26 protein-coding genes are annotated in these 23,946 nt (G+C 48.1%); 16 read left to right on the top strand and 10 right to left on the bottom strand.

Annotated elements, in window-relative coordinates:
• Nucleotides 1-77: 77 nt before the first annotated feature.
• Nucleotides 78-1,574, bottom strand: a complete 1,497-nt coding sequence (locus KOG47_RS13470; RefSeq protein ID WP_215244381.1) for an MDR family MFS transporter — start codon at nt 1,572-1,574, stop codon at nt 78-80.
• Nucleotides 1,575-1,738: 164 nt separating this feature from the next.
• On the opposite strand from KOG47_RS13470, the gene KOG47_RS13465 reads away from it, so the two are divergent.
• The 7 genes from KOG47_RS13465 to KOG47_RS13435 all read left to right on the top strand — a co-directional run bounded on the left by KOG47_RS13465 (nt 1,739) and on the right by KOG47_RS13435 (nt 8,874).
• Entirely contained in the window at nt 1,739-2,611 is an 873-nt protein-coding gene (locus KOG47_RS13465) for a TetR/AcrR family transcriptional regulator (RefSeq protein WP_215244380.1), read from the top strand.
• A gap of 146 nt (nt 2,612-2,757) precedes the next feature.
• Entirely contained in the window at nt 2,758-3,771 is a 1,014-nt protein-coding gene (locus KOG47_RS13460) for a LacI family DNA-binding transcriptional regulator (RefSeq protein ID WP_214691530.1), read from the top strand.
• Nucleotides 3,772-3,973: 202 nt separating this feature from the next.
• Nucleotides 3,974-5,275: an ABC transporter substrate-binding protein gene (locus KOG47_RS13455; RefSeq protein ID WP_215244379.1), complete on the top strand. Its 1,302-nt coding sequence runs from the start codon at nt 3,974-3,976 to the stop codon at nt 5,273-5,275.
• A 57-nt stretch (nt 5,276-5,332) separates the two neighbouring features.
• Nucleotides 5,333-6,232, top strand: coding sequence for a carbohydrate ABC transporter permease (locus KOG47_RS13450; protein ID WP_015880663.1), 900 nt, complete (start codon nt 5,333-5,335; stop codon nt 6,230-6,232).
• A gap of 3 nt (nt 6,233-6,235) precedes the next feature.
• Complete coding sequence (locus KOG47_RS13445; protein WP_214685726.1) at nt 6,236-7,165, top strand: carbohydrate ABC transporter permease; 930 nt, start codon at nt 6,236-6,238, stop codon at nt 7,163-7,165.
• A 24-nt stretch (nt 7,166-7,189) separates the two neighbouring features.
• A complete protein-coding gene (locus KOG47_RS13440) occupies nt 7,190-8,542 on the top strand; it encodes a GH1 family beta-glucosidase (RefSeq protein WP_215244378.1) in 1,353 nt (450 codons plus the stop codon).
• A gap of 86 nt (nt 8,543-8,628) precedes the next feature.
• On the top strand, nt 8,629-8,874 hold the full coding sequence (locus KOG47_RS13435; RefSeq protein ID WP_031424613.1) for a hypothetical protein: 246 nt from the start codon (nt 8,629-8,631) through the stop codon (nt 8,872-8,874).
• A gap of 98 nt (nt 8,875-8,972) precedes the next feature.
• Here the strand turns inward: KOG47_RS13435 and KOG47_RS13430 are convergent, their stop codons facing one another.
• The 7 genes from KOG47_RS13430 to KOG47_RS13400 all read right to left on the bottom strand — a co-directional run bounded on the left by KOG47_RS13430 (nt 8,973) and on the right by KOG47_RS13400 (nt 14,228).
• The gene (locus KOG47_RS13430; protein ID WP_215244377.1) at nt 8,973-9,551 is read right to left on the bottom strand and encodes a hypothetical protein; all 579 of its coding nucleotides are present in this window, start codon (nt 9,549-9,551) and stop codon (nt 8,973-8,975) included.
• On the bottom strand, nt 9,548-9,874 hold the full coding sequence (locus KOG47_RS13425; RefSeq protein ID WP_214784891.1) for a hypothetical protein: 327 nt from the start codon (nt 9,872-9,874) through the stop codon (nt 9,548-9,550). Before KOG47_RS13425 ends, KOG47_RS13430 begins: the two co-directional genes overlap by 4 nt.
• A gap of 74 nt (nt 9,875-9,948) precedes the next feature.
• Entirely contained in the window at nt 9,949-11,277 is a 1,329-nt protein-coding gene (locus KOG47_RS13420) for a PTS sugar transporter subunit IIC (RefSeq protein WP_214784889.1), read from the bottom strand.
• Between the two features lie 12 nt (nt 11,278-11,289).
• Nucleotides 11,290-12,696 (bottom strand): GH1 family beta-glucosidase, encoded by a 1,407-nt coding sequence (locus tag KOG47_RS13415; RefSeq protein WP_214758675.1) that lies wholly within the window; start codon nt 12,694-12,696, stop codon nt 11,290-11,292.
• Nucleotides 12,697-12,711: 15 nt separating this feature from the next.
• The gene (locus tag KOG47_RS13410; RefSeq protein WP_015880671.1) at nt 12,712-13,020 is read right to left on the bottom strand and encodes a PTS sugar transporter subunit IIB; all 309 of its coding nucleotides are present in this window, start codon (nt 13,018-13,020) and stop codon (nt 12,712-12,714) included.
• Complete coding sequence (locus tag KOG47_RS13405) at nt 13,017-13,364, bottom strand: PTS lactose/cellobiose transporter subunit IIA (RefSeq protein ID WP_031424619.1); 348 nt, start codon at nt 13,362-13,364, stop codon at nt 13,017-13,019. Before KOG47_RS13405 ends, KOG47_RS13410 begins: the two co-directional genes overlap by 4 nt.
• Before the next feature lie 153 nt (nt 13,365-13,517).
• Nucleotides 13,518-14,228, bottom strand: coding sequence for a GntR family transcriptional regulator (locus KOG47_RS13400; RefSeq protein WP_214784886.1), 711 nt, complete (start codon nt 14,226-14,228; stop codon nt 13,518-13,520).
• Between the two features lie 205 nt (nt 14,229-14,433).
• On the opposite strand from KOG47_RS13400, the gene KOG47_RS13395 reads away from it, so the two are divergent.
• The 5 genes from KOG47_RS13395 to KOG47_RS13375 are packed head-to-tail and all read left to right on the top strand — an operon-like array spanning nt 14,434 to nt 16,715.
• Complete coding sequence (locus tag KOG47_RS13395; protein ID WP_215244376.1) at nt 14,434-14,880, top strand: hypothetical protein; 447 nt, start codon at nt 14,434-14,436, stop codon at nt 14,878-14,880.
• Nucleotides 14,877-15,305: a hypothetical protein gene (locus KOG47_RS13390; RefSeq protein ID WP_215244375.1), complete on the top strand. Its 429-nt coding sequence runs from the start codon at nt 14,877-14,879 to the stop codon at nt 15,303-15,305. The genes KOG47_RS13395 and KOG47_RS13390 overlap by 4 nt, the downstream gene beginning before the upstream one ends.
• The gene (locus KOG47_RS13385; RefSeq protein ID WP_215244374.1) at nt 15,306-15,761 is read left to right on the top strand and encodes a hypothetical protein; all 456 of its coding nucleotides are present in this window, start codon (nt 15,306-15,308) and stop codon (nt 15,759-15,761) included.
• Nucleotides 15,740-16,258, top strand: a complete 519-nt coding sequence (locus tag KOG47_RS13380; protein ID WP_215244373.1) for a hypothetical protein — start codon at nt 15,740-15,742, stop codon at nt 16,256-16,258. The genes KOG47_RS13385 and KOG47_RS13380 overlap by 22 nt, the downstream gene beginning before the upstream one ends.
• Nucleotides 16,245-16,715, top strand: a complete 471-nt coding sequence (locus KOG47_RS13375) for a hypothetical protein (protein WP_214691517.1) — start codon at nt 16,245-16,247, stop codon at nt 16,713-16,715. Before KOG47_RS13380 ends, KOG47_RS13375 begins: the two co-directional genes overlap by 14 nt.
• Nucleotides 16,716-16,729: 14 nt before the next feature.
• On the opposite strand, the gene KOG47_RS13370 is transcribed toward KOG47_RS13375, so the two are convergent.
• Nucleotides 16,730-17,065 (bottom strand): hypothetical protein, encoded by a 336-nt coding sequence (locus KOG47_RS13370; RefSeq protein ID WP_031424632.1) that lies wholly within the window; start codon nt 17,063-17,065, stop codon nt 16,730-16,732.
• A gap of 229 nt (nt 17,066-17,294) precedes the next feature.
• Here KOG47_RS13370 and tnpB point away from each other — a divergent pair, with 229 nt between their 5' ends.
• Complete coding sequence (tnpB, locus tag KOG47_RS13365) at nt 17,295-18,383, top strand: IS200/IS605 family element RNA-guided endonuclease TnpB (RefSeq protein WP_215244372.1); 1,089 nt, start codon at nt 17,295-17,297, stop codon at nt 18,381-18,383.
• A 514-nt stretch (nt 18,384-18,897) separates the two neighbouring features.
• The gene (glmS, locus tag KOG47_RS13360) at nt 18,898-20,694 is read left to right on the top strand and encodes a glutamine--fructose-6-phosphate transaminase (isomerizing) (protein ID WP_215244371.1); all 1,797 of its coding nucleotides are present in this window, start codon (nt 18,898-18,900) and stop codon (nt 20,692-20,694) included.
• Between the two features lie 72 nt (nt 20,695-20,766).
• On the opposite strand, the gene KOG47_RS13355 is transcribed toward glmS, so the two are convergent.
• Complete coding sequence (locus KOG47_RS13355) at nt 20,767-21,252, bottom strand: DUF4365 domain-containing protein (RefSeq protein WP_196431521.1); 486 nt, start codon at nt 21,250-21,252, stop codon at nt 20,767-20,769.
• A 285-nt stretch (nt 21,253-21,537) separates the two neighbouring features.
• Between KOG47_RS13355 and KOG47_RS13350 the strand changes: the two genes are divergently transcribed.
• Nucleotides 21,538-21,807, top strand: a complete 270-nt coding sequence (locus KOG47_RS13350; RefSeq protein WP_074034712.1) for a PTS sugar transporter subunit IIB — start codon at nt 21,538-21,540, stop codon at nt 21,805-21,807.
• Entirely contained in the window at nt 21,797-23,827 is a 2,031-nt protein-coding gene (locus KOG47_RS13345) for a BglG family transcription antiterminator (RefSeq protein ID WP_215244370.1), read from the top strand. The genes KOG47_RS13350 and KOG47_RS13345 overlap by 11 nt, the downstream gene beginning before the upstream one ends.
• The last annotated feature ends 119 nt before the right edge of the window (nt 23,828-23,946 follow it).

Here is a 23,946-nt window from a genome sequence, read left to right as displayed (position 1 = left end):
TCAGATTTATTTATGAAGGAAATGAGAAATTAAAAAAAGCCGCTCTGAATTCAACATTCAAAGCGGCTTCTCAACATTTAATTTGCTTGTTTCAATTCTTCAACAGTCTCTACTTGATCATCGAATTTCCGCACATCCACTCGTTTTACGAAGAACGCAAGGACGAGCGCCAAGAGGTTCATCCCAAGTGCGACATAAAATGAATATTGAATCCCAGATAAGAGGGCTTGCTGAGTGATGGCACCCATCGAACTCTCTGTGAGTGTCGCAGGATCGACCCCTGTCATCAATGATTCAGCCTCCGTACGTGTCACCGAGTTCATGATGGTGACGAGGACTGCCGTACCAATCGCGCCAGATACTTGTTGGGCCGTGTTGTTGATGGCCGTTCCGTGTGGATTGAGGCGAGTCGGTAACTGGTTAAGTCCATTAGTCATAATCGGCATCATAACCATCGACATCCCAAACATACGCAACGTGTACGTTAAGACGATGTACGTGTAGGTCGAATCGAGTTGGACGTTTGCGAGCATATATGTTGATACCGCGGTGATTGTCAGACCGGTAAGTGCCAATAATTTTGGCCCGAATCGGTCAAACAGTTTACCCGTGATCGGTGACATGATTCCCATGATGATCGCACCAGGGAGAAGCATGAGCCCTGAATCGAGTGGTGAGATGCCACGTACGCTTTGGACGTAAGCCGGTGTCAAAATCATACCGGAGAACATTGCGACCGCGTTGACCATCGCAATGACTGACGCGAGTGCGAACATCGGATGTTTGTAAGCACGTAAGTCGAGCAATGGTTTTTCCATATGAAGCTGGCGGTAGATGAAGGCAATCAACGAAATGGCACCGACAATCATCGTCGCCAAGACGATTGGGTTATCCCAGCCGTCCGAACTTGCTGAACTGACACCGTATAAAATCCCACCGAATCCGAGTGTCGATAAGACGAGCGACAAGTAGTCGAGAGATTGATCTTTATTTTGGACCATGACGTTCTCTGCTTTCCAAACAGCGAGCGCGAGACCGATGATCGCGAGCGGTAAAATCATTTCGAACAAGACGCGCCAGTCATAGTACTCGACGATATAACCGGAAAGTGTCGGTCCAATCGCAGGTGCCGAGATCATGACAAGTCCGAAAATCCCCATCGCCATCCCCCGTTTTTCACGCGGGAAGCTGACGAGCATGACGTTCATTAAGAGTGGTCCCATTGTTGAGGCACCGATGGCTTGAATCATTCGACCGCTCAACAACCAGCCAAAGTTTGGCGAGAAGGCCGCGATAGCCGTACCGATGGCGAAGATGCTCATCGACGTAATGAACAAGTTTCGGTTTGAAAAACGAGTGATTAAATAGGCGGATGCCGGAACGAGCACCCCCGTCACGAGCATAAAGCCTGTCGCGAGCCATTGTACGGTCGAGTAGTCTGCAATTTTGAGATCGACCATGATTGATGGGAGCGCGACGTTCAGTAATGAGTTGTTTAAAAATGCGATGAATGCACCCGCAAAGAGCACCGCCAACATGACGTAAGGCGGTTTCTTTTGGAATTCTGGTTTCATATGGATGGCTCCTTTATTTTCTAAATAGTTATGTGTTGGTAAGTGTCGATGAAATGATTTTATACCCGTTGTATAAATAAAGCAACCATTTTGTACTATTAGTCTAAAAAGGTTTTCGGTGCTATAGTAAAGGTACAAACTAGACAGAACGGAGTCACGAAAATATGAAAGAGAAAAAGAGAAAAGTTGCCGATATTGCCATGTCTCTCTTCATCGAAAATGGGGTACAGCACACATCGGTGCAAGAGATCATCGACCGCGCTAATATCTCCAAAGGGACGTTTTATAATTACTTCTCATCGAAGACGGATTGTGTCGCTAGTATCCTCGAGAACTTACGATATGATGCAGGGCAACGCCGAATCGAAATGCAGATGGGGCGGGATAAGCGAGATCGTGACGTCTTCATCGAACAGATTTCGATATTGATTCAATTGAACGAAGAGCGGAACTTGCACGCGTTATTTGAATCGATCATGTCGTCGAACGAGAATGAATTGAAGAAACTCGTCCTTCAACATCGCATTTATGAAATCGAGTGGATTGCGATGCGTTTGACGGAAATCATCGGAGAGTCCGTCAGACCGTATTCGATGGAATTGACAGTGCTCTTCAACGGAATGTTGCAACATATCTTGTTTACGAACAGAATCACGAATGCTGCCTACTCTCCTCAAAAAGTCGTCCGAAGCTTATACACGTATGTCGAATTGATTGCCGCTCGAATGATGGAGACAGGAGAGCACGTCTTGAACCCGGTCACGGTCGATCAAATGCGTGGGACGACAGATAAACATCTCATAACAATCGAAGAATTGATCGAGATGGCTGCTCGCATCGAAGAGCATGTTGCGATGACGGAAGAACAGCGAGATTTATTCGATGCGATTTCGTTCGAGCTCAAACAAGAGCGTCTTCGGAAAATCGTGTTAGAGCAATTGTTAAAGCCATTCCAACGGCTATTTAAAGGTGTGACAGGCGAGACAGAAGTACAAAAGTTCACGAATCTCGTGTGGTTGTATACGCGGACACATTAAGGACAAAAATTTCCCGATACAGTAATATAGAAGAAACAAGGAATGGAAAAAAGAATCAAAAAGTTTCCTCGAAAAAGAATTGATTCCTACAAATCCATACGCTACAATCAAATTACCGAAAGCGCTTTCGGGAAGAGGAGAATGACATGGGTACGATTTATGATTTAGCCAAAAAAACAGGATTCTCAATCACGACAGTGTCCAAAGCGTTGAACAATTATAAAGACGTGAGTGACAAGACGAGAGCGAAGATTCTTCAAGCCGCTGCTGAGATGGACTACTTGCCGAACGCACATGCCCAGTCGTTATCGACGAAAAAATCATGGGCGATCGGGGTCATGTTCTCAGAGGCGAACGAAGTCGGGATGAAGCACCCGTTCTTCAACGGAATCATCGAAAGTTTTCGTCACGCGACAGAGGAGCAGGGCTACGATTTAATCTTTGCCTCGCGGAATCTACGCAATCGTGACATGAGTTACCTCGAACACTTTAAACACCGTGCGGTCGACGGGATCGTCGTCATCTGCTCGGACCGAATGGATGAGCAAGTTCAAGAGCTCATGCGAAGCGACATCCCAATCGTCGTCGTCGATATGGACAGCGCCAACTGTAGCGTCGTTTATTCCGATAATATCGAAGGGGCGCGTCTCGCCGTGAATTATCTCTATGAACTCGGCCACCAAAAAATTGCCCACATCGCTGGGGATGAAACGATTGACGCTGGAGCGGCACGAATCAAAGGATATGAACTTGCGATGCAAGAGCTGGACCTTCCGATTCGACCAGGCTACCTCGTCAACGCCGGTTTCTTCTCGGTTGAGGAAGGGAAACAAGCGATGGAACAATTGCTTGAACTAGCCGATCAACCGACTGCAGTCTTTGTGGCCGGGGATCAAATGGCAATCGGTGTCATCGAAGCCATTCACGAGCACGGTCTTCATGTCCCAAATGACATCTCTGTCATCGGATATGATGACATTGAAATGATTCAATACATCACGCCGAAACTGACCACGATTCGCCAAGATACGGACGAAATCGGAGAAGCGGCAGCAGAACTTTTACTTGAACAAATGACCGCGAAAGAGCGACTCACTGAACGTCGCGTCATTCCGGTACGCTTAGTCGAACGGGCATCCTGTGCACCGGTCAAACAGTGATTTATAGCCAATGATGTTTCGAAGTCGCTCTCTTTTCTTCAGTGGATGGAGAGGGGAGCGCGATTTCGAAAGTCATTTTTGAAAGAAATCGAAACCGCTTTCGATATTTTATTTCGATCGTAACGAAAGCGCTTTCGATAATTTTAAACCTCTTTTTGCAAGCGCTTTCTACTATTACTTATAAAAAGGATGGGAACAACACATGCGTAAATTAGTCAGCTTACTTACACTCGGAGCACTTTCAGTTGGCGTCTTGAGCGGCTGCTCAGACAGCGAAGGCGGAGCTTCTGAATCAAAAGATGACGTCTTAAAAGTTTGGTCATTTACGGACGAATTAAAAGAACCAATTAAAACATATGAAGAGAAGAACGGTGTCAAAGTTGAATTGACTATCGTCCCGATCGCGGACTATCCAACGAAATTGAAGCCAGCACTTGAGAGTGGCGTCGGCGCACCGGACGTCTTCACGGGAGAAATCGCATTCCTTAAACAATGGGTTGATGCAGGTTATTGGGAAAACCTTTCGGACGAGCCATACAGTGTCGATGAAATCGCAGACAACTACGTCCCGTACGTGTTTGACCTCGGGAAAGATAAAGATGGAAACGTTCGCGCTCTTTCATGGCAAACGACACCAGGTGGCGTTTACTACAAACGTAGCTTAGCAAAAGAAGTACTTGGTACAGACGACCCGACTGAAATCGGTGAAATGATGAGCTCGATGGACGGTGTCTTCGAAGTTGCTGAGAAGATGAAACAAAAAGGATACAAGATGTTCCCGGACGAAGGTGCGATCCGTTGGTTCTCACAAGGAGCAAACCCAGAAGCGTGGGTCAACGATAAAAACGAACTCGTCTTGACAGAAGATAAGATCAACTACATGGACTATGCGAAAGAACTTCGTGAGAAGCAATACACTGCGCTCGCACCAGAATGGTCACCATCATGGTTCGAAGGAATGGATAAGCCAATCAAAGTGAAAGAGAACGGAAAAGAAACAGAGACACAAGTCTTCTCATACGTCCTCCCAACATGGGGTCTCCACTCTGTATTAAAAGAGAACGCGAAACAGACTGCAGGTGACTGGGCTGTCACAAGCGGACCAAGCCCATACTTCTGGGGCGGTACATGGCTCGGAGTCTATGAAGGATCGAAAAACAAAGAAGCCGCTTACGACTTCGTAAAACTCATGACACAGGATGAAGAATTCTTGACAGAGTGGGCACAAGAGACAGGCGACGTACTTGCGTTCAACCCGGTCACAGACAAGATCAAAGCCGACTTCAGCGATGAGTTCCTCGGCGGACAAAACAACTATGAGTTCTTCCTCGATGAAGCAGATGAAATCACACCAGGTATCGTCACGAAATACGACCAACAGCTCGATACACTTTATGGTGCATCTGTCCTTCAGTATGTAGAAGGGAAAAAGTCAAAAGAAGAAGCGATTGAAGAGTTCAAAAAACAAGCGAAGAACGCTTACCCAGACATCGTTGTAGACTGACGATGACCAACACGAGGGGGGAGCTCCCCCTCGGTTCTTATGGAAGGAGAAATACACGTGAAAAAACTAGATCGTTACGGCTATCTGTTCATCGCCCCGTTCTGGGTCGTCTTCTTGACATTCAGCATCTATCCGGTCCTCTTAACGCTTTATTATAGCTTCACGAACTATACGGGGAGCCCGGGTGAAGAGGTCGTCGGGTTTGCGAACTACACACGGTTGTTGACGGATACGTACTTTATCGAGGCGTTTTTCAACACCATCAAAATTTGGGGAATTAACTTCGTCTTGCAGATTGGATTGGCGCTTCTCTTGGCGCTCATCTTCTCTGATCTCCGTTTGAAGTTAAAAGGACTCTCGTTCTTCCGCTCGTTCTTCTATCTTCCAAACTTGATCACGATCAGTTCGGTCGCGCTCTTGTTCGGTATTTTACTCGACTGGCAGCACGGTTCACTCAACATGGTGTTGATGAAAATCGGCTTGATTTCGGATCCGATCAACTGGTTGGCAGAACCTGTGACGGCACAGTTATCCGTTTCACTCATTTTGACATGGATGTGGTTCGGACACTCCTTCATCATCGTCATGGCAGGGGTATCGGGCATCTCGACAGATTACTTCGAAGCCGCTCACATTGACGGTGCGAACCGTTGGCAGATGTTTACGAAAGTGACGTTGCCGCTCTTGAAACCAATTCTTCTCTACATCATGATCACTTCACTCATCGGTGGACTCCAGTTGTTCGACCTTCCGATGTTGATTACAGACGGGATCGGTTCACCAGACGGTTCGTTGAACACGATGGTGCTTTACTTGTACAACCAAGCCTTCAAGTATAACAACTATGGCTATGCGTCAGCGGTCGCTTACGGCCTATTCTTGATCACGCTGATCTTCTCGGCGGTCGTCTTCAAGGGTATGTTCCGCAAAGAGCGCGCGACACAGAAGGGGGCGTAAGCAATGGAACAAAATGCGGAATCACGGCGAATGCTTCCAGATAGCGAAGCGCAGCCGAAACGGAAAGAGGAGCGCCCGCTTAAAGTGGCGCCGCCTTCTAAGAAGACAACGAATAAGCGATTCGCACGAGGTTTGATTTATACAGGGCTCATCCTTCTCGCGATTATCTGTTTCATTCCGTTCTTGATGATGATTGTCAACGCGACACGGACGAATGGAGAAATCATGGCTGGGTTCTCACTTCTTCCGGGAACGGCGCTCGCAGACAACTATGCGACGCTCAGCGAATACATCAACATTTGGAACGGCTTCAAGAACAGCTTGATCATCTCTGTATCGGTGACGGTCTTGTCTGGTTACTTCTCAGCCCTAACGGCTTACGGCTTTACGTTCTATAACTTTAGAGGGAAAAATGCGATGTTCATCTTCATGCTTGTCATGATGATGGTGCCAGCGCAACTCGGACTCATTGGATTCTATGAGATCTCAAAAACGCTCGGTATTTTGGACACGTTCATTCCATTGATTGTCCCAGCGATTGCAACACCGTTCACCGTCTTCTTCATCCGTCAATATACGCAAGCGACGCTTCACATCAGTTTGATTGAAGCGGCACGGATTGACGGTGCGAGCGAGCTACGTATTTTCCACACAATCGCACTTCCAATGATGATGCCAGCGATTGCAACGATGTCGATTTTCACGTTCATCGGCTCATGGAACAACTACTTGATGCCACTTGTCCTCTTGTTTTCGCCTGAGAAATACACGTTGCCTGTTTTGATGGGCTTCTTGAAAGGATCACAAGTCGCAGAGAACCTTGGCTCGCTTTACCTGGGCATCGCGATCTCGGTCGTACCGATCATGATTGCCTTCTTGTTCCTCTCGAAGTACATCGTCAGCAGTATTTCGGCAGGTGCTGTCAAAGAATAAATATAGAGAAAAGAGGAAAACACTATGCATTTTAAGAAAGACTTCGTATTCGGGACAGCCACGTCCTCGTACCAAATTGAAGGCGCACATAACGAAGGAGGCCGTACTCCTTCCATCTGGGATATGTTCTGTGACATCGACGGGCGCGTGTTTGAAAAGCATAACGGTGATGTCGCATGTGACCACTACCATCGTTACGAGGAAGACATCCAGCACATCAAAAAGCTAGGTGTCGACACGTATCGATTCTCCATCGCGTGGCCACGCATCTTCCCTGCCAAGGGAGAGTACAACCCAGAAGGTATGGCGTTCTACAAAAACTTGGCGCTGCGTCTACGTGAAGAAGGAATCAAACCAGCCGTCACGATTTATCACTGGGACCTTCCAATGTGGGCTCACGAAGAAGGTGGCTGGGTCAACCGTGAATCGGTCGACTGGTTCCTCGATTATGCGAAAGTCTGTTTTGAAGAGCTCGATGACATCGTCGACTCTTGGATCACCCACAATGAGCCTTGGTGTGCCGGCTTCCTCGGCTACCACGTCGGTGTTCACGCACCGGGTCATCGTGACATGAACGAAGCGGTGCGCGCCGTGCACCACATGTTGTTATCGCACGGAAAAGCGGTCGAGTTGTTGAAGCGAGAGATGACGTCCACGACCCCGATCGGCATCACGCTCAACTTGTCACCGATGTACGCGAAGTCGGATTCTGCGAATGACCGTCTTGCGATGAACAATGCCGACGGGTATTCGAATCGCTGGTTCCTCGACCCGGTCTTCAAAGGTGAGTATCCGGTCGACATGATGAACTTGTTCTCCAAATATGTGCATAACTTCGATTTCATCCAACCGGGTGATATGGAGACGATTTCGACATCTTGTGATTTTTTCGGCATCAACTTCTATAGCCGTGGCATTGTCGAGTTCAACGCAGCAAATGATTTCTTGAAGGCAGACGCTTACTCGGACTACGAGAAGACGGGCATGGGCTGGGATATCGCCCCGAACGAATTCAAAGACCTGATCCGTCGTTTACGCTCCGAGTATACTGACCTTCCAATCTACATCACAGAGAACGGCGCCGCATTTGACGACGTGCTGGAAAATGGCGAAGTCCATGACGATAACCGGATCGACTACGTCCGCCAGCACCTTGAAGCCGTCTCTGACCTGAACGATGAAGGCATGAACATTCAAGGCTACTACCTCTGGTCGCTCATGGATAACTTCGAATGGAGCTTCGGATACGAGAAGCGCTTCGGTATCCTCTATATCGACTTCGAGACACAAGAGCGTATCTGGAAAGACAGCGCGAAGTGGTATGCCGGTGTCATCGCCGACCATAAAGCCAAACACGCAGATAGCGTCGAGGCGTAACATGCATCCATCCCTGCCGCTACGGGGATGGATTTTTTGTGTGGAATGCTATCTTTTTGGGAACGAGGATAGGGGAGGGATGTTCTATGAAACGTGAGTTTGCGACATACGAAGTGACGGGATATGACGACCTTGGGAAAATCAAATTCGTTCATTTGAGAGAAGGCGAGTTCGTGTTGCCAGTTGAGATCAAGGGAGATGACTTACGAAAAATCAAGAAGATGATGGAGCTCAATCCAGGTGTGACCGTGATTATTCATGCGGCGATTGATCAGAGACGGATGCGGTTGCTTGAAGTGGAGGGCTATTCGCTCCGGAAAGAGGATACGTAAAACGCTAGCACTGAAAAAGGGCTGGCGTTTGTTTACATAGATTGGGCAACGAAACACCAGGATAAATCTCACGATTCGCTCGTGATGACGCACAAAAGTCACCGACCATGAAACGGTTCGGTGACTTCGTTGGATTGACTGATGCGTTTGACTCGTTTCAATACGTCCCGTTTCGGTAAATTCGGGTAATCATGCTGAATGCGTTCGACGCAAGACACGATGGTTTCGGTTCGTAACAGGTGGATGATCTGCTGATCGATGGAATCAAGTTCAAGAGGTACGTCTTCTTTCGAATTCTCACGATTTAGCCAAAATGATGCACCGAATAAGTGTACGAATACAATCGCCATGACGGTGAGCGTCGATAAATCGATAGACGGAAAGAGTGTCAGTACGACGTATAGACTGATTCCGCTCACTGCTCCGTGCAGAATGGTGTCGATTAGACGCGGTACGTTCGCATGACCAAACGAGCGTAACGCTCCCGTTAACCCATCAACGAACAAACTGAGGATTGTCGACAATAGATAGAAACAACCGAGCATCGCGAGAGTCGATAAGATTCGGAACACTGTGTCTTCAAGCAGATAGATGATAATCAAATCGACGGCAAGTAGCGGGGCGAGGGCGAGCGCTAAAATCAATGCGCCCCAACCGAGTCCAGTCACAGCCTTCATGAGACATGTGCCCGATATCGTCCAAGTGCGATGATGGCACAGAAGAGACAGACCGTATGGATTACGACCCCGATAAGCATGGCATATGGCAAAATCGATTGGAAGCCAAGACCGAATGCGAGGGCGGCGCTCGATAAAATTAGAAAGCTCGGTGTATAGTTTCGGACGGTTGTTTTCTGCTTATTCGCATGTACCATAAAGTATCCCGCAATGAGTAAAAAGACAGGAAACAACATGATGGGGTAGACCGATTGAAGCAACAGTCCGAGTAATCCGGACAGACCAGCGATAACGGCGAATATAGAAGGATAGTATGCTTTCAAATTTCCAACTCCTTTACTCTTTTCCCTAAATATAACAGCCCTCCTCATTATTGAGAAGGGCTGTCGTTTTTGTTTCAGGCTGATGCTTGATCAGAGCCATCTTGTGCTTTCAATTCTTCACCGTACGAAACGCGGTCTTGAATGCGAACGAACGGAAGGTAGACGGCAACGGCCATGGCGATTGTTGCAATCTGTAAGAGGGCAGCGCGCCATCCGCCAATCAAGAATCCAGAGATGACTGGAGGTGTCGTCCATGGTACTTGAAGCGCGTTGAACGGCTCGACCCAACCCCAAAGGATGGCAAAGTAGACCATGAATGAAGCGATGGCTGGCACGACGACGAATGGGACGAACATGATCGGGTTGAAGACGATTGGCATCCCGAAGATGACCGGCTCATTGATGTTGAAGATACTTGGTGCAAGTGACAACTTCCCAAGCTGCTTCAAGTGTGCCGAGCGTGCAACGATTAAGACGGCAATGATGAAGCCGATTGTGATTCCTGATCCACCGAGTTTCGTGAACACGTCGAGGAATTGAATCGTAACGATTTTTGCGTTCTCGCCAGCGACGAGCGTACCACCAGCATCGAGGATGGCTTGGTTTTGAAGTGCATTCGCTGTGAGAAGTGGTCCCATGATTCCCATGAGGATTGCGGCACCGTGAATCCCACACCACCACATGACTGACATGAGCACCATGATGATGACGGCTCCAGCGAGTGTGTCTGTCAAGTTTTGAAGTGGTGCTTGAAGCACATCATAGATGACTTCTGTGAACGTACGTTCTGCAACCGCTTGGAAAATCGCAAACGTCGCAACGGCGAGCGAGATGATCGCTAAACCAGGAACAAGTGCAGAGAATGAGTTCGATACGCCTGGCGGGACACCGTCTGGCATTTTAATGCTGATTCCGCGTTTGATGAACTGCGAGTAGATGAATCCGACTGTCAATCCGACGAGGATGGCAGCGAGGACACCTTGTCCACCTGTCCATACTTTCGGGATAACCCCGGTAACAGTTTCTCCGCCTTCAGACAGGACAGAAGCCTGTGTGATGATGAGGAACGAGATGATTCCGAGGATACCAGCTGGTACGCCTTCGATTTTTTCATTCTTGACGTACGAGTAAGCGATTCCAAAAACACCGATCAAAGCAAGGATGTCAAACGTCGCGCCGACGACTTGCGTGAGCGGGAGTGACCAGTCTGCCCCGAATAAACCTGACATGAAGTCAGCCCAACCTGGAATCGGTAACGCCAGGATGAGAAGGAACAGCGACCCGATGATGGTCATCGGCATCGTGAGGATGAACCCGTCCTTAATCGCAAGGACGGGCTTGGCGTTCGCAAAACGAACAAAAGCAGGGGTGAACTTTTCAAATACTCTTTCTAAGCGGCTCATAGGGGAACCTCCTTATAGGTCTTCAGCGCGCGTGGCGATGATCTCTTTATACCAATGGAACGACTGTTTCTTCTTCCGTGCGAGACCATTGTTGTGGTCGACATAGATGAAGCCGTATTGTTTCTTATAACCGTTCAACCAGCTGAGTAGGTCGATTGCAGACCAAGCATAGTAACCTGCAACGTTGATGCCTTGTTGAACAGCATGTTTGACTGCACGAAGGTGTCCTTCGATGTACTCGATCCGTGGCGTGTCCATGATCTCACCGTCGACGATTGGGTCGACATCACCGAGACCGTTCTCTGTGATATAGATTTTGACGTCGCCGTAACGATCTTTCAGCATGTGCATCCCAGCGAGGAACGCTTCCGGTGAGATTTCCCAATCCCACTTCGTGTACACTTTGTCATCCATCTTGACCGTCTTGTAGACGCCATCGAATGATGGGTTACCCGGACGACCTGTCGAGTTCTCACGTCCACCGGCCATGACGAGCGCCGAGTCATTCTTCATGACGCGCTGCGGGCTGTAGTAGTTGAGACCGATAAAGTCGTTCATCGGAGCGGTACGTTTCAAGACGTCGAGTTCTTCCTCTGTCATTTCAGGAAGGAGACCTTGTTCATGTAAACCGTTCACGACGTACTCTGGATATTCACCTTTCAAGATCGGGTCATAGAACCAATGTGTCGCATAAGCGTTCGCATGCATTTCGGCAAACTTGTTCTCCTCTGCATCATCGATACTGAACGCCGGGTTGAACACGTGTGTGATCCCGATTTCGCCAGTGTGACCGTTTTGTTTGAAGAGCTCAACGGCACGGGCGTGAGCAACGAAGACGTTATGTGTCGTTTGGAAATATCCTTTGACGTCGCCTTCGATACCTGGCGGGTGTGCGCCTGTTAAGTATCCAAGTGAGCAGAAGATGACCGCTTCGTTGAACGTGATCCAGTGGTTGACACGGTCACCGAACGATTGGAAGCAAGTATCTGCGAAACGGACGAATGCGTCAACTGTCTCTTTATTCTTCCAACCGCCTTTTTCTTCAAGTGCTTGTGGGAGGTCCCAGTGGTAGAGCGTGACGAATGGGACGATGTCATATTTCAAACATTCATCGATCAAGTTGTTGTAAAACTCGAGTCCTTTTTCATTCACTTCACCTGTACCGTTCGGGAAGATACGCGGCCATGAGATGGAGAAGCGATACGATTCGAGTCCCATCTCCGCCATGAGCGCGATGTCTTCTTTATAACGATGGTAATGGTCGACTGCGACGTCGCCGTTTGTGTTTTCAAATGTCTTACCAGGAATTTTCGAGAAGACGTCCCAGTTCGAGAGACCTTTCCCGTCCTCGTTCCATGCGCCTTCGACCTGGTAAGAGGCCGAAGCGGCGCCGAACAAGAAATTGTTAGGCATTTTCAAAGTCATCACCTCAGTTTATTTATTTACAAGTTTCAATGAGTGGTCTAATACTTTCGCACCGTTCATCATGCCGTAGTCGACTGTGTTGATGACGTCGATTGGAACACCTTTTGGTTCGCAGATTTGCTTCCCTTTTGAAAGGAGGTACTTCACTTGTGGTCCGAGAAGTGCAACGTCGATGTTGTCAACGTAAGTTTCCATCTCCGATTCTGGGTAAGCTGCGATTTCAGCTTCGATGCCACGTTCAGAGGCAACCGCTTTCATTTTTTCTACTAACATACTTGTTGACATACCTGCCGCACAGAAGAGTCCGATTTTAATCATTTTTGATCCATTCCTTTCAATTCGTTGATTTCGTTTTGCATATTCATCATATATCCAAGCATTTCTTTGACGAGAATCGTGTTCATCAAGTGATCTTGCGCATGCACCATGAGGACACCAACCGTTGCCGATTTACCTTGTGCTTCGAGCGTCACGAATTTCGTTTGAATCGCATGTGCTTCTTTTAATGTCGCGTCACCAGCAACGACTGCTGCTTCGGCTTCGTCTTTCTTTCCTTCTTGCATGAGGAGCATCGCTTGATGGTAGCTCGCTTTGGCGTCACCCGAGAGGGCGATGAGACCGAAAATATCTTCCGGTGAGATTTCGATTGTTTCAGAAACCATAATATCTCTCCTTTTTGTATGGATAACTAAAATTCATAGGTACAAATATTTTCTACACGTTGATAGTAGCACGAAAGCGTTTTCGTGTAAACCCTTTCTTTTCGAAAAAAATGCATAAAAAATGCGCACGAGAAAAGCATCTCTCGGGCGCGTTTAGGATTTGATGTTCGAGACTTTGAGCATTTTGACATGTTTAAAATGATGGATGGAACGAGAGACGTCGAAGATTTGTCCGTTCGTCAAATAGACGGTGTTGTCGACGATCAAGGCTGGATCATTCTCGTTCAGGTCGAGCAGGTCGGCGGACTCTGAATCTAAAAAGTCTGCGTAAATGACTCGGTCGGCGAATCCGATGGCAAGTTTTTGGTCGTTTCGTAAATACGTGTAGATCGACTTTTGAACAATGTTCTCATCCAAGTAGATGACGAGCTCTTTTCGGAAGTATGAATCCTCTACCGAGAACGGGTGGTCATCGACGAGACGTAGCCGCTTCACGAAGTAGACAGGTGTCCCGATCGGGCACTTCATACGTTCGGCGACCTCATCGTTCGCCTCCGTCTGTTCGAAGTGTAAGACGCGTGTCTCGACTTTTCGACCGCTGAAGTCACTTGTGAGACCTTGGAGTTTTTCTAAATTGATGTAATCACTATTGTAATGGTCACGGACGAAGACGCCGCTCCCTTGAACTTGATAGACGTATCCTTTGTTGACGAGGATCTCGATCGCTTTTCGGACCGTGTTGCGGCTGACGCCATACTTGTTGGCATACTCATCCTCGGTCAATAATTTATTCGTATGTTGGTAGACGTGATTGACGATGTCCGCTTCAATCTGACTCGCAACTTGCTTGTACTTCGGAGACATACAGTTCTACACCTTTCAAAAAAATTTGTGGGAATGAATTTGGTAACAGTATAGCAGATAACCTTTGTAAGCGGATACGTTTCGTTCGTCAATTGTTGAAAAAAGTCGAACGATTCAATGCTAGAATATTCGGAAAATGTGAAACAATGAGGACATAGAGTACGTATATAGGAGTAATGCATAAGAAGGAAAGGAAGTGCTCTAGTTGACTGAGGCACATTGGCATATGGAAGAAACAACATGGCGCAAGTCACACCTTCGGGTCGGCTATACATTATTGGTGTTTGTTGTGACGGCCATTATTTTATCTTTTTTCGGACGTTATGTCTGGTTGACGATTCCGTTCGTCTTGATTGGAATGGCCATGATTGGATTAGACGTGAAGAAGTATCGGATGCGTCGTACGCATATGAAAGATCGAGATGTCGTGAAGTTACTAAAATGGAACCTACTGTATGATTTGATCAGTTCGGGTGTTCTCGTCTCCTTGATTTCGGCTCTGCTAATCTTTCAATATGACAGTTTGATGTTAGCGATCGGATTGCTCGTATGGGGAGTAGTAAGCGATCAGATGTCACGGATGTTTCAAAAGAGGTTAAATGAACGTGTTCCGCTGTTACATCAGTTAGATTTGGAGCGACGAAATCAATGATTAGACGCATGACAAAAGAAAAAGCATGGAAGCGTTTATTCGACCAATGGATATTCGGCCTGTTTGGAACATTTGTAGTACTGATGTTACCGATCAGTTTATTAACAGATGACCTTACGTGGGGCGTGCTATATATCGCCTGTGCGCTCATTCCGCTGAACATCTTATATGTGAAGCGCTATCGAATGCGTCTGAGGTTTCAACCAGAACTGAAAGGATTGTATCGTCGTCAACTCGTTCGGGACGGGTTCAACAGTGCTGCCTTTTTCCTCGCGTTGAATCATCAATTACTGTTCGCCTCAAACGTGGCGTATATGGGTGTCACGGTATTCATCGGTGGTGCGGTGCTATGGACGTTAAACGTGAACATACAAACGAAACAACAAGATATGGAGTATATACATTTCGACAAGGAGGCGATATAGGTGGAGCAAGACGTAAAGTGGATGCGACGAATGCGAGGTTATGCCGTACCCATCTTGATTCTTTATGTCACGGCCATTATTGTCGCTCTCTTATTAGAGAAAATGTGGCTCATCCCCATCATGGCGTCGGTCTCTATGATCATCGTCGTGATGGGCTATCAAGAGATGCGTATCATGTGGCGAATGACAAAACATCCGAAGGCTCATCGAATGCTTATATTCCAATACGTATTCGAATGGGTGGATGCGATTTTGTTGACGGCGCTCATGGTGACACTTCTGACAGCGGAAGATTTTGGTCTCGTGATCGGTCTCTTTTTTGGGATATGGGGAGTACTCAGTCCGACTCGGCAAAAGTGGTTCACGAAGCAACTTAAACAAATCGATCCGGAATTACCGACGTATGAGGAAGTGTTGGAAGGAGGAGAGAACATATGGAACTATCACCAAAAGTAAAAGCGCAAATCGACACGATTCTAAAAGTAGACCGCTTGACGAAATGGGGTGTCGGCATCATCGGAATCGGACTCGTCGTCAGTTTTTTGATTTATGCCTCGTATTGGACACTTTCGGACGGCGTTGTTACGGGAACGTTATATGCGGTGCTCGCTGCAGTCTTGACGGGTATTTTTATACAATATCGGATGTGGCTGCGCTTTGTGACGAATCAGACGGCACGAAACCTCTTATCGTTCAAAATGATGGCACATACGCTCGCTTTGACGGGTGTCGGGATTTATGGACTCTTTTACTTCACGAGTGAAACGACGGGCACACAATCGTTCCGTATGTTCCTCCTTTCGCAACTGACGTTTTTCGGGATTGAATACTTGGCGAAGCGGTTCGACCGCGTCATTCAGTCTTACGATGAAAACTATTTGACGGATCAAGATTTAAAAGAAATTCGTGAGGTCCGTGAATACGAGAAGGAGCAACGTCGTGAACAAGCGTGATCAGATGAGAGAGCTTGTCAGAGTGGAAACTGAAAAGAATGGAGTCTTCACTTTTCTGTCGTGGATGATCTGTATTGTGCTGTTTGTGGCGACTGAAAAAGGATGGGTGTCAGCAGGAACTGTTCTTTTGATTGGTCAATTTGCGGGTCTATTTGCGATTAAAAAATCTTGGAAGAAAGAAACGATTCAATTGAAGTATTTAACCAATCGAGACGCCAAACGTCACATACACTTGATGTCGATTTTTAATTTTTTGACGTTCCCGATTTTGCTCATCCTCATGTTCGGATGGGTAACGAAACAAATTGAGACACCTTACTTTATTGGGTTGATGGTGACTGGAGGTGTCATATCCGTCATCGGTCATAAATGGTACGAGCGATATATGGTTCGTCTCGATGAGAACTATGTCACGGAACGTGAATTAAGAGAAGAACAAAAATGGGGGAGCGCGTGAGCGTCTCTCCCATTTTATATGACCGTTCGAATAACAAAGTAGAGGCAGGTTAGGAAAGGAATTAGGAAAAGAAAACCTAGCCATTCACCTTGACCAAATAAGAGCCAAGCAAATAATTGAAACGAAAGTACACCGACTGTTGCAAATGTCGCAAATCGATAAGCTTTTGGGCGCGATGCAGGATCTTCCCACCATTCTTTAAAGAATGGAAGGCTAAAGAGAAGGGCGAGTCCTAGGAAAAAAGCTGCTGGAAAAACAAGTAGGTCACCAACATCACTTTGACCTCTTAATTGCAGCCATTTTGATGTGACAGATAATATGATTCCGATTACTAAAAATAGACTTGCCATCTCATTCCCCTCCATCTTTAACAAAAGTAGGCGAGAATTCTCCCTCCTCTAAGCGCCTCGGGCCGTAGCCCGCGTAGGTGGGGGATGAATCGCCCAATCCAATAGTCTTCTCCTCCTGTGACAGATGTGACGAACAAAGGTTCGGGATTCCGTCAGATTCTTCCTCTCCCTCCGCGGGTATCGGATGAGGAGGACACATCACGATCTTCGTAGGGGAGGAGGGACGAACATGCTGAAAGGCTATACATATAGGCTCCACCCGACGCCGGCACAGGAAGAGTTCCTCATCAAGACGATCGGCTGCGCACGGTTCATCTACAATAAGCTGCTCGAGGACCGCATCGCCATCCGCGAGGAGGCGAAGGCGGGGAACGGGACGAGACGGAAACCGGCGACACCCGCCTCCTACAAGCCCCTGTTCCCGTTTCTCGCCGAGGCGGACAGCCTCGCGCTCGCGAACGCGAAGCTGAACCTCGACGCCGCGTTCGCGAAGTTCTTCGCCGGGACGGGCGGCTTCCCGGTGTTCAAATCGAGACGGCGGTCGCGCGCGTCCTACACGACGAACAACCAGCACGGCACGATCCGCATCGAAGACGGCAAGGTGAGACTTCCTAAAATCGGCTTCGTGAAGTTCACACAACATCGTCCGTTCGAGGGCGTCATCCGGTCGGCGACGGTGTCGATGACCAAGACAGGCAAGTTCTTCGTCTCCATCCTCGTCGAACAGGACGATGCACCATGGATTCCAGCCAAGAATAAGGTCGGGATTGATCTTGGCCTGGAACACTTCGCCGTCATGACGAACGACGCGATGGTCTCCGAGAAGATTGACAACCCTCGCTTTCTCCGACAATCCGAAGCGAAGGTCAAGAAGGCGCAATGCGCGCTGTCACGCAAGAAAATCGGTAGCAAGAATCGTGAAAAAGCCAAATTACTTTTGGCAAAGAAACACGAAAAGATTGCCAACCAGCGCAAGGACTTCCTTCACAAACTGTCGAGACGGATCGTTGACGAGAACCAAGTCATCGTCGTGGAGACATTGAAGTCGAAGGACATGATGCAAAACCACAAGGTCGCCAAATCGATTGCAGATGTCAGTTGGTATGAGTTCGTCCGTCAACTCGAGTACAAATCAAACTTCTACGGACGGACGCTCATCAAGGCGGATCAATGGTTCGCATCGACGCAAATCTGTTCTTCTTGTGGCGAGAAAGGTCAGAAGAAGACGATGGATGTCCGCGAATGGACGTGTGCCTGTGGCGCGCATCATGACCGTGACATCAATGCGAGCATCAACCTGTTGATGTTGGCCGACTGACAACCATTCAGGGCAGGGACTGCCCGACGAGCTTGGTCCATAACCGTGGCTGGTAAGAGCACGGTCTTCCCAAGAAGCTCCCCCTTCAATTTGTGAAGCAAATAAGTGGCGAGTAGTTCACATATCGTTACTTGTATCATGCCCGTTCTCCCCCTACTCGAAAACCTGATGGATTGATGGCTTTTTAGTGAAAGTGGTGACTTTTACATGAACGGTAAAAAAGTATTTAGCGACTACTTTAACAATTTCTCTATCCAACACTCCTTGTACTCGATAGCATGAAAGCGTATCTGGAGAAACGGCTAGATATGAAGTGGAAGCGCCAGAACTCTGCGGAGTTGACGAGGACGAAGGTGATCGAGATTTCGGCGGATGCCTTCCAGTCGCGTGTCACGACTGAGAGAGTCTCGATAAAACGTTCGGGTGACCGGGCGGACAAAACGAGACTTGATGACATCACTCAAAAAAGCCCGTTTCCTTTTTCGAGAAATCGAAGCAAAGAGGAGAGTTTTGTATGTGTGGAATCGTAGGGATGATCGGACAAGTTGGAACGAAAGAGATTTTATTGAAAGGGCTTGAAAAGCTCGAGTATCGTGGCTATGATTCAGCAGGAATTGCCTTAGTCGGTGAAAACGTTCGTACGTTCAAAGAAGTGGGACGGATTCAAGCACTCCGTGACATCGTACCGGCTGATGCTGAAGGGACGATTGGAATCGGTCATACGCGTTGGGCGACACACGGGGTACCGAGCGTGCCGAACGCCCACCCGCACCAAAGCACGACTGGACGGTTCACGCTCGTCCATAACGGCGTAATCGAGAACGATGAACAATTGAAAGCCACGCTCGACGTCCCGTTCCTTTCAGAGACGGACACGGAAGTCATCGTCTTACTCATGGAGAAACACTTCGTCGAGCTCGGTGATGTCGAGGCGGCGTTCCGCAAGACGCTTTCGGACCTCCACGGTTCGTACGCGATCGCGATGATCGACTCAGAGGACAAAGAACGCCTCTATATCGGGAAGAACAAGTCACCGCTCCTCGTCGGACTCGGGGACGGCACGTTCAACGTCGTCGCATCAGACGCGATGGCGATGCTCCAGGTGACAGACCAGTACCTCGAGCTCCACGACGGTGAAATCGTCATCCTCACACGTGAGTCGGCGACAATCAAAACGCTCGACGGTGACGTGCTCGAACGCGCGCCATACACGGCCGAGATCGATGCGTCAGACATCGAGAAGGGCACGTACGCGCACTACATGTTGAAAGAGATGGACGAGCAACCGGCCGTCATCCGCAACATCATCCAGCATTACCAGAACGAGAACGGCGACATCGAACTCACGGAAGGCGTGCGTGAGCTCGTGTCAGAAGCGGACCGGATCTATATCGTCGCATGTGGGACGAGCTATAACGCGGGACTCGTCGGAAAAGACATTTTGGAGCGCATCGCTGGCATTCCGACAGAAGTGCACGTTTCTTCTGAATTCGGCTACAACATGCCGCTCTTAAGTGAACGTCCGTTGTTCGTCTTCTTATCACAATCCGGTGAGACAGCGGACAGCCGTGCCGTACTCGTCGAAGTGAAGAAACGCGGATACAAAGCGCTCACCATGACGAATGTACCGGGATCGACGCTCTCACGCGAAGCGAATGAGACGATGCTCCTCCATGCAGGACCAGAGATCGCGGTCGCCTCGACGAAAGCGTACACGGCGCAAATCGCCGTCCTCGCGATTCTCGCGTATGACATCGCTCGTGCGACAGGGAAAGAATTGCCGTTTGATCTCATGCCGGAGCTTGCCCGAGTTGCGACCATCATGGACTCGATCATGGCGCAAAAAGAGTTGTTCGAAGACCTTGCGGAACGTTATTTGAAAACGACACCGAACACGTTCTTCATCGGTCGTGGGCTTGACGCATCTGTCTGTCTCGAAGGAGCGCTCAAAGTAAAAGAGATTTCGTATATCCAAGCGGAAGGGTACCCAGGTGGGGAACTGAAGCACGGGTCGATCGCCTTGATCGAAGACGGGACACCGGTCATCGCGCTCATCTCACAACCGAAGACGAACTTGAATATTCGCGGGAACGTCAAAGAAGTCGTCGCCCGTGGCGCGAACGCCTGTATCATTTCGATGCAAGGCGTGGAACATGAGAATGATGACTTCATTTTGCCGCACGTCGAGCCACTCTTGGCACCGCTCATCAACGTCTTACCGGTTCAGTTGATGGCATATTATGCGGCGCTCGCCCGTGGCTGTGACGTCGACAAGCCACGTAACTTGGCGAAATCGGTGACAGTGGAATAAATAATGAAGAGGCTGAGTTAATAAAAACTGCACTTTGTTTGTTGGATACTTTCAACATACAAAGTGCAGTTTTTAATTAGTTCCTTCGGATTGCCTTAGAATAAATGATTGAATCATTGTATCGAATCGATAGTGTTCAAGTAAGGATTTGTTCTTTCTTGAAATGTTTAATCCGTACTCAGGTTTACTCTTTTGTCCGGGTTTATCGTAATCTCGATCAACGAATAATTCATTTGGGGCTAACCAAGCGACGTTAGGGATTAGATAAAGTTCAGGGTGTGCGTCTTGGGTGAATAAAAGAAGTGTCAAATAAAGGTTTGGAGTCGTAAGGTCGAATTTACTTTTTTGCATAAAAACATATCCTGAATTACGAATTGCTTTTACTTGAATCTCACAAAAGCGGTTATTGGAATCTTTAATGACAAAATCGACTCCGTGATCATCTACTTCTGATGTATAGACGTCACATCCGTAGGACGCGAATTCCATTTTTGCATAGTACTCTGCATATCTTCCGAGCTGTAAGTGGTTTAAATGCTCCCAATTAAAGTTAGGCAATTCTGTCCATTCCTCTCTGTAAATACAAGATGTAATAAATTATAATACAATTCATTACAAGAATAGATATTTTAATCTAAAAGTATATCTTTAATGAACTGTCGATTAAACCGTAGATGAATACTTTCATGAAGACTTTAGCTCCTTATTAAGGAGTGAGTCTAGTGACGTAGACATAACCTTTTTACTCCTTGCCGATATCTTTGCCAACAAGCAAAATAGTAGGAGAAGTAAGCGGTTCCAACTTATGATTAGATAAAGATAAGCGACGAAAGAAGGGCTGACATGAACGTATACATTGCTTGCCATAGCGGGTTTGTGACAAGTGCGATGGCGGCGAAGTTATTCGCGCAGGCAAGCGAGGGGCGCTTGTCTTGTACGATCACGCACGGAACGATTCAAAACATCCCGAATGAGGTGGATTTGATTCTCTATCAGGAAGGGGCGACCCCGGTCACCCATCCAACCGCACGTGTCCGGTCAGTCCGACAACTCCTGTCGCTCGAGGAATACCGACTACTTGTCGAAGAATGGATGGATGAGCATGAGACATGAGTGGACCGCGCGAGAGCGGTCGATTTTACTACACTTATTGGCAACTGAGACATCGACACCGCTCGCCGAAATCGCGCAGGCGGTGAATTTGTCTGAGCGCACGATTCAACGAGAACGACAATTACTTGAAGGCATCTTAAAAGAGTTCGAACTTGAACTCGCTTGGCAACGCGGTCATGGACTGAGCCTGGTTGGCAAACCAGATGCGAAACAACAGTTACGAGAAGATCTCATCTTATCTGCAGAAGCGATCCCGACGAGCGAGGACCGCTTATTTGAACTGGCGTGGCGTCTCTTGTTTGAGAACGATACGCTTAAATTGCAGGCGGTCGCTAAACAGATGCACGTTTCGCCGAGCACGTTGACGCAAGACTTGGAGAAATTGGATCGATGGTTCGAAGAGTATCATTTAGAAGTTGAACGGAAAAAAGGTGTCGGAGCTAGAGTGCTCGGCTATGAGTCCGAGAAGCGTAAGCTACTCATCAACGCGCTCCTTGCCCACTGGGACACGCTCGCATTTTATCGCTTCGTCCGTGGAGAAGACGACTACATTCCTGCTTTTTTGAAGACGGTACCATGCGAGGAGATGCTTGAAGGTCTTCGAGACGGTTATGATTATTTGAAATCCCGTTCGTTTGAGCGGATGGACGACCGCACCATCATGCGAGTCACGTTCGCTTACGGCGTGCAACAAGAGCGATTAGCGTCTGGATTCTTTTTAGAGATGTATACGAAAGGACGGTCCGAGGACTATCTGAAAGTCGCCACCGATATGGAAGCGGCTCTCGGTATCACTTACTCGATGGCGGAACGCGTCTGGTTCGCGGAAGAGGCGAATCGTCTGCGCTCAATTAAAGATCAAATGAAAGAAGACGAGGAAGAACGCTGGATCATGCAGATTCGGGTGCATAAACTGATTCATCACGTCTCGCTCATCTACGGGTTCACCTTTACGGATGACGCGGCTCTCGAACGAGGACTGCTTGCTCACATCCTCTCGAGTATGAATACGCAGGCGCTACCAGAGACGAGTACGGTCAAGCCCCACATCGACCGCGACTATCCGGGACTTCGTTCGGCGATTCAACAGGCCGCCGACATCGTCTTTGGGACGAATACGTTCTCCGAAGAAGAAACGGTTTTTTGGGCGATGCACTTTGCGGCAGCACTCGTCAAACCGGTGCGCCGCCGCGAATATCGGGCGCTCGTCATCTGTTCGGCCGGACTCGGTTCGTCGAAGATGCTCGTCAATCGGGTACGCCAAGAGTTCCCAGAGATGCAAGACGTCGTCAACTCATCACTTTTCGGACTCGAACAGCACCGATTGGAAGAATATGATGTCATCTTGTCGACGGTACCGTTACCACCGCTATCGGTACCAACGTTAATCGTCAACCCGCTTTTGACGAGTGAAGAAGTGCAACGCGTCCGCCATCTCTTACTGTCATTACCGCAATCCTTTCAGACACTCGCAACGAAGCCGCGGTCAACGATGCTTGATTTCGCAGAACTCGGGGAATTGGTCGAGACGTTCGAGCGGATGGATGACCAGTTCGATTTGGTCACGCTCAATAATACGGACCGTTTAGAAGATATCTTGCTTGATATCGGTACACATTTAGAAGAACGTGACCTCGTACAAAGCGGGATTCAGCTCTCTGCCCAACTGCTTCGTCGTCACGAGGTCGCGGGCCTTGGTGTGCCGGGTACGAAACTGGCGTTATTCCACGGACGACATGCCTCGATTGAGAAGGCGAGTGTGTTTGCGTTTGATTTAACGACATCGATCCCACTCCTCATGATGGATCAGTCGACCGAACCCGTGACACGTCTCCTTGTCTTGCTTGCACCGGAAGAAGCACGTGACGTCGAGCTTCAGTTCCTAAGTGCGATCAGCGGGTCGCTCATTGAGAGTGAGGAGCATATGCGTCTTTATAGCACGGGAACGAAAGAAGATCTTCGTTTACTCCTGCACGAATGCATGAAGAAAATGATTCATGAAACATTGTACGAAAAATGACCGAACCATGGTCATTTTTTTGTTTGGCACAAAATGTTGCCAAAGTGTGAACTGGATTGAATTGAGTAAGCGCTTACTCCAGGCATACAATACAGGTGTAGAGCACAAACCGGTTAGCT

It is taken from the genome of Exiguobacterium sp. s121 (assembly GCF_018617245.1).
Classification (GTDB): Bacteria; Bacillota; Bacilli; order Exiguobacteriales; family Exiguobacteriaceae; genus Exiguobacterium; species Exiguobacterium profundum.
This window is presented reverse-complemented; position numbering and strand designations above follow the sequence as displayed.

Excerpts from the sequence above, each read along its gene's own strand:
- KOG47_RS13405 (WP_031424619.1), bottom strand. The coding sequence starts at position 13,364 with ATGGTTTCTGAAACAATCGAAATCTCACCGGAAGATATTTTCGGTCTC.
- KOG47_RS13380 (WP_215244373.1), top strand. The coding sequence starts at position 15,740 with ATGGAACTATCACCAAAAGTAAAAGCGCAAATCGACACGATTCTAAAA.
- KOG47_RS13460 (WP_214691530.1), top strand. The coding sequence starts at position 2,758 with ATGGGTACGATTTATGATTTAGCCAAAAAAACAGGATTCTCAATCACG.
- KOG47_RS13345 (WP_215244370.1), top strand. The coding sequence starts at position 21,797 with ATGAGACATGAGTGGACCGCGCGAGAGCGGTCGATTTTACTACACTTA.
- KOG47_RS13455 (WP_215244379.1), top strand. The coding sequence starts at position 3,974 with ATGCGTAAATTAGTCAGCTTACTTACACTCGGAGCACTTTCAGTTGGC.
- KOG47_RS13370 (WP_031424632.1), bottom strand. The coding sequence starts at position 17,065 with ATGGCAAGTCTATTTTTAGTAATCGGAATCATATTATCTGTCACATCA.
- KOG47_RS13470 (WP_215244381.1), bottom strand. The coding sequence starts at position 1,574 with ATGAAACCAGAATTCCAAAAGAAACCGCCTTACGTCATGTTGGCGGTG.
- KOG47_RS13350 (WP_074034712.1), top strand. The coding sequence starts at position 21,538 with ATGAACGTATACATTGCTTGCCATAGCGGGTTTGTGACAAGTGCGATG.
- KOG47_RS13400 (WP_214784886.1), bottom strand. The coding sequence starts at position 14,228 with ATGTCTCCGAAGTACAAGCAAGTTGCGAGTCAGATTGAAGCGGACATC.
- glmS (WP_215244371.1), top strand. The coding sequence starts at position 18,898 with ATGTGTGGAATCGTAGGGATGATCGGACAAGTTGGAACGAAAGAGATT.
- KOG47_RS13430 (WP_215244377.1), bottom strand. The coding sequence starts at position 9,551 with ATGAAGGCTGTGACTGGACTCGGTTGGGGCGCATTGATTTTAGCGCTC.
- KOG47_RS13410 (WP_015880671.1), bottom strand. The coding sequence starts at position 13,020 with ATGATTAAAATCGGACTCTTCTGTGCGGCAGGTATGTCAACAAGTATG.
- KOG47_RS13390 (WP_215244375.1), top strand. The coding sequence starts at position 14,877 with ATGATTAGACGCATGACAAAAGAAAAAGCATGGAAGCGTTTATTCGAC.
- KOG47_RS13440 (WP_215244378.1), top strand. The coding sequence starts at position 7,190 with ATGCATTTTAAGAAAGACTTCGTATTCGGGACAGCCACGTCCTCGTAC.
- KOG47_RS13435 (WP_031424613.1), top strand. The coding sequence starts at position 8,629 with ATGAAACGTGAGTTTGCGACATACGAAGTGACGGGATATGACGACCTT.
- tnpB (WP_215244372.1), top strand. The coding sequence starts at position 17,295 with ATGCTGAAAGGCTATACATATAGGCTCCACCCGACGCCGGCACAGGAA.
- KOG47_RS13420 (WP_214784889.1), bottom strand. The coding sequence starts at position 11,277 with ATGAGCCGCTTAGAAAGAGTATTTGAAAAGTTCACCCCTGCTTTTGTT.
- KOG47_RS13465 (WP_215244380.1), top strand. The coding sequence starts at position 1,739 with ATGAAAGAGAAAAAGAGAAAAGTTGCCGATATTGCCATGTCTCTCTTC.
- KOG47_RS13445 (WP_214685726.1), top strand. The coding sequence starts at position 6,236 with ATGGAACAAAATGCGGAATCACGGCGAATGCTTCCAGATAGCGAAGCG.